At 58.5% G+C, this 8,117-nt stretch carries 9 protein-coding genes; all 9 read left to right on the top strand.

Translation table 11 applies throughout. The annotated features are described in order from the left end of the window. Window positions 1-166: 166 nt before the first annotated feature. The 9 genes from AUC60_RS27285 to AUC60_RS27245 all read left to right on the top strand — a co-directional run bounded on the left by AUC60_RS27285 (window position 167) and on the right by AUC60_RS27245 (window position 7,968). Window positions 167-571, top strand: a complete 405-nt coding sequence (locus AUC60_RS27285) for a tail fiber assembly protein (RefSeq protein WP_087274686.1) — start codon at window positions 167-169, stop codon at window positions 569-571. An 85-nt stretch (window positions 572-656) separates the two neighbouring features. Continuing rightward, window positions 657-1,838: a phage tail sheath subtilisin-like domain-containing protein gene (locus tag AUC60_RS27280; protein ID WP_087274684.1), complete on the top strand. Its 1,182-nt coding sequence runs from the start codon at window positions 657-659 to the stop codon at window positions 1,836-1,838. Between the two features lie 11 nt (window positions 1,839-1,849). Beyond that, window positions 1,850-2,359: a phage major tail tube protein gene (locus tag AUC60_RS27275; RefSeq protein WP_087274681.1), complete on the top strand. Its 510-nt coding sequence runs from the start codon at window positions 1,850-1,852 to the stop codon at window positions 2,357-2,359. A gap of 9 nt (window positions 2,360-2,368) precedes the next feature. After that, the gene (locus AUC60_RS27270; RefSeq protein ID WP_087274679.1) at window positions 2,369-2,671 is read left to right on the top strand and encodes a phage tail assembly protein; all 303 of its coding nucleotides are present in this window, start codon (window positions 2,369-2,371) and stop codon (window positions 2,669-2,671) included. A gap of 141 nt (window positions 2,672-2,812) precedes the next feature. After that, on the top strand, window positions 2,813-5,329 hold the full coding sequence (locus AUC60_RS27265) for a phage tail tape measure protein (protein ID WP_087274677.1): 2,517 nt from the start codon (window positions 2,813-2,815) through the stop codon (window positions 5,327-5,329). 8 nt (window positions 5,330-5,337) lie between these two features. Next, window positions 5,338-6,183 carry a phage tail protein gene (locus tag AUC60_RS27260; RefSeq protein ID WP_167384405.1) on the top strand — a complete coding sequence of 282 codons (846 nt, stop codon included), beginning with the start codon at window positions 5,338-5,340 and terminating at the stop codon, window positions 6,181-6,183. Further along, entirely contained in the window at window positions 6,158-6,364 is a 207-nt protein-coding gene (locus AUC60_RS27255) for a tail protein X (RefSeq protein ID WP_087274675.1), read from the top strand. The genes AUC60_RS27260 and AUC60_RS27255 overlap by 26 nt, the downstream gene beginning before the upstream one ends. A 64-nt stretch (window positions 6,365-6,428) precedes the next feature. Continuing rightward, window positions 6,429-7,472 carry a phage late control D family protein gene (locus AUC60_RS27250; RefSeq protein WP_087274673.1) on the top strand — a complete coding sequence of 348 codons (1,044 nt, stop codon included), beginning with the start codon at window positions 6,429-6,431 and terminating at the stop codon, window positions 7,470-7,472. A 58-nt stretch (window positions 7,473-7,530) separates the two neighbouring features. Next, window positions 7,531-7,968, top strand: coding sequence for a cell wall hydrolase (locus AUC60_RS27245; RefSeq protein WP_087274671.1), 438 nt, complete (start codon window positions 7,531-7,533; stop codon window positions 7,966-7,968). The last annotated feature ends 149 nt before the right edge of the window (window positions 7,969-8,117 follow it).

Raw genomic sequence — 8,117 nt, 5'->3', positions numbered from 1 at the left:
AGGGGGCGGGGCTGGTGGCTCTGGGGCGACAGTTGATGCTTCCAGCTTAGGTCAAACGGTGTTGCGAGAAGGCCAGGCGCCTGGGGCAGGTGGTGGTGGTCGGATGGACAATGGGGGCCTTTCAGGGGCTGGGAAAGCTGGTTCTGTCAGTATCAGGTATTGACCAATGTGGGCACGTATTGAAAGTAGCATCGTCGCGGAGCTTACGGATGTAGATCCCCAAGGCCGTTATCACAAGTCGCTGATATGGCAGGCCTGCTCCAACGACATAGGGCTTGGATGGTCGTTTGTCGATGGCACCTTTTCGGTTCCTCTCGGTGACTCTGATGAGACGTTAGCGGCCAATGAGCGTTACTGGCGTGACGGCGAGCTGGTAAGCAACGAGTGGTTAGTTACGCGGCACCGCGATGAACAAGAAGTCGGCAGCGCAACCACCTTGACGGACGAGCAGTATTCGCAGTTGTTGCTGTATCGCAAGGAGCTTAGAGATTGGCCAATACATCCGGACTTTCCTGACAGCGCCGCCAGGCCTTTGCCTCCTGAATGGCTACGGCCTAAACCTGTCACCTGACGCCCCGCACTGACGGGGCGTTTTCTTTTCCGCTTTCCCCTTGGCCTCGCATATGCGGGGCTTTTTCGTATCTGGAGACATGTGAATGGCTACTGATTTTTTCCATGGTGTCACGGTCACGAGTGTCGACACAGGGACGCGAACCATCTCGCTGCCGTCGTCCTCGATCATCGGGTTGGTCGACACCTTTTCTGCCGGGCCGCTGGCCGACGGCATCCCGACCGCAGTGGTTGGCGTTCCCGTGCTGTTGACGACCGAGCGTGAAGCCATTGCGGCATTCGGTACCGGCTCCGCCATTGCCCAGGCTGCAGCTGCGATCTACAAACGCGCCAAAGCGGTGATTGTTGCCGTGGGGGTCGCCGAGACTGCCGACCAGGCAGCACTGACCTCTGCGGTCATCGGCGGCGTGAAGGCGTCCGGAGTACGTTCGGGTCTGCAGGCGCTGCTGGATGGCAAGAGCCTGTTCAACGCGCAGCCTCGTTTGTTGATTGCCCCGGGTCACTCCCGTATCCAGGCCGTGGCCACTGAAATGGATGCGCTGGCTGGCAAACTCGGTGCCATTGCGATCATCGACGGACCCGGTACGACGGATGAAGCCGCAATTGCCTATGCCGCAAACTTCGGCAGCAAGCGTCTGTTCATGGTCGATCCTGGAGTGCAGTTCTGGAGCACGGTCGCCAATGCTACGGTCGACGCACCAGCATCAGCCTGGACCGCTGGCTTGTTCGCCTGGACCGACTCGGAATACGGTTTCTGGGCGTCGCCGTCGAACAAGGAATTTGTGGGCATCACTGGCACGACTCGTTCGGTCGAGTTTCTGGACGGCGATGCGACGTGCCGGGCGAACCTGCTCAACAAAGCCCACATCACCACGATCATCCGTGATGACGGCTACCGGCTGTGGGGCAACCGCACGCTGTCCAGCGATCCCAAGTGGTCATTCGTCACCCGGGTGCGTACGCAAGACATGGTCATGGCCGCCATTCTCTATGGCCACAAATGGGCGGTCGACCGCTCCCTCACCAAGACCTACGTCAAAGATGTGACCGAAGGCCTGCAGGCCTTCATGCGCGACCTGAAGAACCAAGGCGCGGTGATCAACTTCGAAGTCTATCCGGACAACGAACTCAACACGGCCAGCCAGTTGAGCGAGGGTCGCGTGTTCTGGCGTATTCGTTTCACCGACGTGCCGCCTGCGGAGAACCCGACCTTCCTCGTCGAAGTGACGGACGACTACATCGCCGAAGTGCTCGACATAGCCGCTTAAGGAGCAAAAACATGTCAATGATTCCGCAGGTATTGTTCAACCTGAACCTGTTCGTCGACGGCGTCAGCTTCAACGGCGATGTCGCCAGTCTGACCCTTCCGAAGTTAACGCTTAAAACGGAAGAGCACCGGGCCGGGGGCATGGATGCACCCATCGAAATGGACATGGGTATGGAGAAAGGCGAGGCCTCTTTTGTAACCGTGGGGGTACGCCGCAAGTCGCTGAAGTATTTCGGCCTGGCAGACGGCACAGCGTTTAACGGCACGTTCCGTGGCGCTTTCAAGGGCCTGAGAAGCACGGTCGTTCCGGTGGTGGTCACGTTGCGCGGCATGCTCAAAGAGGTCGACATGGGCGACTGGAAGCCAGGCGACAAGGCCGAAATCAAGCATGCCGTGGCGCTGACCTACTGGAAGGTCGAGGTCGACGGCCTCGTGATGTATGAGATCGATCCTCTCGCCATGGTCCGTGTTGTTGACGGTGTTGATCAACTTGCCGCTGTTCGCTCGGCCCTCGGCCTCTAAGGATTTCTCATGTCTCAAGTAACGCAAAACTACTCGTGGTTAACCTTTGCGGCCGGTCACGCCCAGATCAAGCTCAGCAGACCCGCTGAGGTCAACGGTGTGCAAGTCGATACCGTGACCATGCGCGAGCCAACTGTTCGCGATGTCCGCGCCGCGACGGCCACATCCAACGGCGACTCAGAGCAGCGGGAAATGACGCTGTTTGCCTCGCTCACTGAGATGGGTTCCAAGGATCTGGAGGGGTTGCCGCTCAAGGACTACAACCGTCTCCAGGCGGGCTATTTTCGTATGGTCCAGGATGATGAGCTTTGACCCCAAGCTACAGAAGTTGGCGGCAAAGCGGCTCGCCAAAGAGCTGAACTTTTCCGCCGAAGAGATCATGTCGATGTCTTTCTCTGACATGGTCTGGTGGCTCACGGACTGAGCCTTTTTCCCGCATAAATGGGGTGGACGATGGCGAACAATCTATCGCTCGGGCTGGTGATTGGCGGTGCTGTCAGCTCGACGCTCGGTGCCGCGTTCAACTCGGTTGAAGGCCGCATCAAGAAACTGGAGCAGCAGGGCAACCGGGCCAAGGTGTTGAAGAACACCATCGGCGAAACCATGCGCCTGCGCGATGAATGGAAGAAAGCCCACGACAGCGGCTCTGCCTCAGCGTCGGGGTTACTGCGCAAACTTGAAACGAATCTGGACAGCCTGAAAAAGCAGGGTGTTCAGGTCAGTAAACTGAGGCAGGAATATCAGTCTCTCGGCAATGTCGCCAAGGGAATCGACCTCAAGGTCAAAGGGCATCAACAGGTCGAACAGGGTAAGACTGGTCTCAAATCCGGCATAGGTACTGCCGTGGCTGGGGTCGGTGCGCTGGCGATTCCGACCAAGATCAGCGCGGATTACCAGGCAATCGTTCGCGACATTGCGATCAAGGCCGGTGTGGCGAACAAGCCAGAAGAAGAACAGATGAACAGGACGATCATCGAAACCTCCCAGCAGACCGGCATGGGGCGCAACGATGTGGCTGACCTGGTTAACCAGTTGGTCGGGGCCGGTATGGAACTGGACAAGGCCCTGTCATATGCCCCGGTCGCTGCCAAGTTCGCCATCGGTCAGGGCTCCGGTGGTGAAGACACCGCGAAGATGATCATGGCCCTGCAGCAAAATGCCAAGATCGTTGACCCGGCTGTGATGGAAAAAGCCTTGGAAGGCATCGCCCTGCAGGGGCAGGCGGGTAGCTTCGAAGCGTCCGACATGGCGAAGTGGTTTCCGCAGCTGCTGGCCAGCATGGGGAAAAACGGTAGCACTGGCCTCGATTCGGTCGCGCAGCTGGGTGCAATGCTCCAGGTGCAAATGAAAACGGCCGGCGGTTCTGACGAAGCCGCAAATAACCTGAAAAACTGGATTGAGAAAATTGGTTCGGGCGATGTGGTCAAGGCTTACAAGGATGCCGGTATTGATTACCAGGCATCGCTGAATACCGGCATTCAAAAGGGCATGTCGACCCTTGAATCGAGTTTTGCCCTGGCTCAGCGTTACGTCCAAGCCACGAACCCCGAACAGGCTAAAAAAATGGCCGAGGCCATGGCCGGGATCAGCAAGGAAGCCGACCCAGTCAAAGCCAAGTCGATGCTTGAATCCCTGGAGAAATCTCTGCGCACGGGTGATTTGTTCGCGGACATGCAGGTCAAGGCGGCACTGACAGCGTTTTCGCAAAACAAAGCGCTGTATGAGCAGTTGAAGACCGATGCGCAGAGCGCGACCGGCATTCTCGACAAGAACTTGGCAGAGCGTCGGCAGACCTCGTCGCAGATCTGGTCCGAGACCTTTCAGGCACTCGACGACTCAATGCGCAGCATTGGTGATGCCATTCGTCCCGCGACCGACAAGGTGGCTGAAGGCATCGCCTGGGTGGCCAAAGGTTTCACGGGACTATCGGACAATGCAAAACCGGTTGTTCTGGGCATCACGACCCTTGGAGCAGGTTTGGTCGTTCTGAAGTCAGTCCTCGGCGCGGTCAAGATTGGCAGGGGGATTGCCAACATCGGTCGAGGTTCGTTGATGGGACGGTCCGCAGGCAAGGATCAGGTGGAAGCTGGGACCAAGAGTAAAGGGTTTAATCCTGTCAGCACGGGCTTGAAGGTGCTTGATCAGCTCGGCGGCGCGAGCAATGACCCGAACGGCGGGGTCAGTGCCCAGCCGCAAAAGGTCTTTGTGGTCAACGCCAGTGCTATCGGTGGTGGTAATGGCGGTGCTGCTGATTCCGGTGGCCAGCGGCGTTCGCGTCGTGGACGTCGTCGCGGTGGTGGCGTTCGAGCTGGTGGTTTGCAGCCCTCTGCGGCATCAACTGCTCAAGCTGTTGCACCGGGTCGATTGGCCCGGCTGACCGGTGCGGCCGGAAAGCTGGGTGGTGTAGCCAAGGCACTCCCGGGCGGGAAGATTCTCGATGCAGGGCTGATGGCTCTGGACACCTTCCTGAATGCCGAGACTCAGGATGAAAAAGCCGAAGGTTATGGCGGTGCTGCAGGCGGGTTAGGTGGGGCGTTGGCCGGTGGCGCTGCAGGGGCCGCGATAGGGTCGATTGTGCCGGTGATCGGTACCGCGATTGGTGGTGCCGTGGGAGCGTTCCTCGGTGGCATGGGCGGTGAAAGCCTGGGCGGTTTGCTCGGTAAATCCTTTTTTGGATCGGGGGAGGGATCGCGCGCCCCGGGAGCTGTCGTCAAATCCATGGCAGCCGCTGCTCCTACGCCTGAGTCGATACCTGCTATCGCCAAAGCTGCAGAAAACAGCAAGCCTGCGCCGCCTAAGGTCGATCAGCAATTCATGTTCTCACCGACTATCCCGGTCACTGTCCAGGGTGATGTAAAAGACCCGGCTCAATTGGCAAGAGAGATTGCTCCGTTTCTGCAGCGGCAATTCGATGAGTTCCGTCGGCAGGCCTCGGCCCGCCAGTTGTTTGATCAGCCCGACGTGGCGTAGGAGGTGTGATGGCATACACAGAGCAATTGCAATCCGGGCTGAAATCGCTGGTTGCCGCCGGTGAGGCCGGTCGGCGAAACATGGACGACATGCTCGGGCCTATGAACGGTGCGGTCAGCGATATCACAGGGGCCGCGTCAGAGCTAGAAAACGTGCCATTCGTTGGTCCTGCCATGGGGGCAAAGTTGCAGCGGACCATGCGGGCAATCAGCGCCGCTCAGGCCAAGGTCGGTCAGGTGGCTGCGACCTATAGCCGGGCAACCCGGGCGTTTTCGCAAGTGCAGGACAGCATCGGCAGGCTCAAGGAACAGGCCGCAAAAGCGGGTGCTGCAGTCAATCGGATCGCGGGCAGTGTCAGCCCTTCGTTGGGCAGCATTGTTCCCACCAGTAGCCTGGCCACCGATGCGACACCGGCACCGGAGGCGGTGAAGCCGTTCCCCCATCTGCTGATCATTCAGCCACTCAAGGCCGATGCGCAGCCGTACTACTTCAACCTCGATACGGCCGCGTTTGATGAGTTGCGGCGACAGACGGGTTTTCGCTGGGCGGGTCAGGAACGGCTAACCCGCAGCATCGCCCAGCAAGCGGTCGGACAGGGAGAGGACAAGCTGAGTCTCAAGGGCGTGATCTTCCCCGGCTTCAAGGGCGGTCTCAAACAGCTCGACACCTTGCGTAGCATGGGCCGCAACCTGCAACCGCTGAGCCTCACAACAGGGTACGGCCAGGTGCTGGGCAACTGGTGCCTGCTCAGTGTCGATGAAGAACAAAGCAATCTGCTTGCCGGGGGTATTCCTCGCAAACAGGGCTTTTCACTGGAGTTTGTAAGTTATGGCGACGACCTGCAGAACGTCTAACGGCGACCTGCTGGACACCCTGTGCCAGCAGTATTACGGACACCTGAACGGCTCAGTTGAGGCGGTGCTGGATGCTAATCAGGGTTTGGCAGATGAGCCCCAACCATTTCGTGCCGGGGTGCTGATCATGCTGCCGGATATATCGGTTTCGACCGAAGAGATCATTCAACTGTGGGATTAACCCTGGCTTGTTGTGTCATCCAGTCCCGCCTTGAGCGGGATTTCTTTTAATCGGAGCATCATTTATGCAGCCTGTGTTTCGTATTTTGGCGGATGGTACGGACATCACCGCGCTGATCAATGATCGGCTTCTTTCGTTACGCACCTCCGATAAGCCTGGCCTTGAATCGGATGAGTTTGAGCTACGCCTTGATGATCGCGATGGTGCAATTGCCTTGCCCCCGCGCGGAGCGGGTATCGAAGTACAGTTGGGTTACGCCGGTCACGCGCTCACGAAAGTGGGGCGTTACACCGTCGACGACATCGATGTCTCGGGTCCTCCGAGCACCCTGGTTATTCGCGGCAAAGCCAGTGACATGCGGGGCAGTGGCAAGACCACGCGCAGTGGTAGCTGGGAAAACGTTTCGCTGCAGCAAATCGTTCGCGACGTGGCGGCTCGTAATAGCTGGGAGCCTATCTGTCCGGTGCAAACGAAAATCCCTCGTGTCGATCAGCTCAACGAATCGGATTTCAATTTCATCACTCGTCTGGCCAAACATTATGACTGCACCGCCAAGGTTGCGGACGGCAAGCTGCTGGTGATGCCGCGTCAGGGTAGCGAGAGTGCGAGCGGCAAAGCGCTGGGCGTGGTCACGATTCGGGTCAGTGATGTAGCGCGTTGGCAATTCCGGCTTGGTGACAAGACCACGCACAAGGCTGTTCAGACCAAGCACCAGGACAAGAAGAACGGAAAGCTGAATGTCGTCGAGCTGAGCAACGACGAATCACCGGATGGCTTGCCGCCCGTGCACACCGACCGGCACATCTATCCCAACAAGTCAGCAGCAGAACAGGCGGCTAAGGCCCGGCTGGCAGCGTTCAATCGCAGCACTGCGGGTGTTCGTCTGGAGATGGCCGGGCGTACGGATCTGTTTGCCGAACGCATCGTGAATGCCCAAGGCTTCAAGGTCGGACTGGATGGTGAGTACCTGGTCGACTCAGTTGAGCAGATGTTCACCCAGTCTGGGTGGACAACGACCGTTGAATGCAACGGTGGCAAGGCCGGTAAGGCCAAAGCTAAAGGCGAGAAAAAGAAGGAGAAGAAACCCGTCAAGGTAGTACAGCTGTAACGAAACCATCGATCCCCAAGGCCGCTATTGAGCGGTTTTTTTTCGTCTGGAGAAAAGCATGACTGTTACAGAGAGAGACCGCGACATCCTCGCCCGGACGCTGTGGGGTGAAGCCCGTAGTGAAGGTCTGGCGGGTATGGTCGCGGTGGCCTGGTCCATTCGCAACCGCGTAGATATGGATTTGCACAACGATGGCAAACCAGATTGGTGGGGGGAGGGCTATACAGGCGTATGCCAAAAAGCCTGGCAGTTCAGTTGCTGGAACAAGAACGATCCGAACTTTCCATTTTTGAGCGGTGCTGAGCCGATCCCTCCGGCCCAATTCGCTCTGGCCCGTCAGGCCGCCGCAATCGTCATCGATGGCAAGCAACCTGATCCCACTGGCGGAGCCACCCACTATTACTCCACCACGATGCTGAAAGCACCGGACTGGGCAGCCATTGCCAAGCGAACGCTGAAGCTTGGTCGTCACATTTTCTTCCGGGACGTGCCATGACGGCTCTCTTCAAGCTGGTGCCGATGTGGGTCTGGGTGTTGGTGGCGCTGCTGGTGGCTGTCGCGTACCTGGCCCTGCGTCTCGATACCGTGAAGGTCGCCCGCGATGCCGTCACGGTTGAGCGTGATGCTGAGCGGGAAAAGGTGGGG

The organism is Pseudomonas caspiana (assembly GCF_002158995.1).
Lineage (GTDB): Bacteria > Pseudomonadota > Gammaproteobacteria > Pseudomonadales > Pseudomonadaceae > Aquipseudomonas > Aquipseudomonas caspiana.
This window is presented reverse-complemented; position numbering and strand designations above follow the sequence as displayed.

Bases quoted from the DNA above. Each gene is read 5' to 3' on its own strand.
- AUC60_RS27285 (WP_087274686.1), top strand. From the start codon at position 167: ATGTGGGCACGTATTGAAAGTAGCATCGTCGCGGAGCTTACGGATGTA.
- AUC60_RS27280 (WP_087274684.1), top strand. From the start codon at position 657: ATGGCTACTGATTTTTTCCATGGTGTCACGGTCACGAGTGTCGACACA.
- AUC60_RS27275 (WP_087274681.1), top strand. From the start codon at position 1,850: ATGTCAATGATTCCGCAGGTATTGTTCAACCTGAACCTGTTCGTCGAC.
- AUC60_RS27270 (WP_087274679.1), top strand. From the start codon at position 2,369: ATGTCTCAAGTAACGCAAAACTACTCGTGGTTAACCTTTGCGGCCGGT.
- AUC60_RS27265 (WP_087274677.1), top strand. From the start codon at position 2,813: ATGGCGAACAATCTATCGCTCGGGCTGGTGATTGGCGGTGCTGTCAGC.
- AUC60_RS27260 (WP_167384405.1), top strand. From the start codon at position 5,338: ATGGCATACACAGAGCAATTGCAATCCGGGCTGAAATCGCTGGTTGCC.
- AUC60_RS27255 (WP_087274675.1), top strand. From the start codon at position 6,158: ATGGCGACGACCTGCAGAACGTCTAACGGCGACCTGCTGGACACCCTG.
- AUC60_RS27250 (WP_087274673.1), top strand. From the start codon at position 6,429: ATGCAGCCTGTGTTTCGTATTTTGGCGGATGGTACGGACATCACCGCG.
- AUC60_RS27245 (WP_087274671.1), top strand. From the start codon at position 7,531: ATGACTGTTACAGAGAGAGACCGCGACATCCTCGCCCGGACGCTGTGG.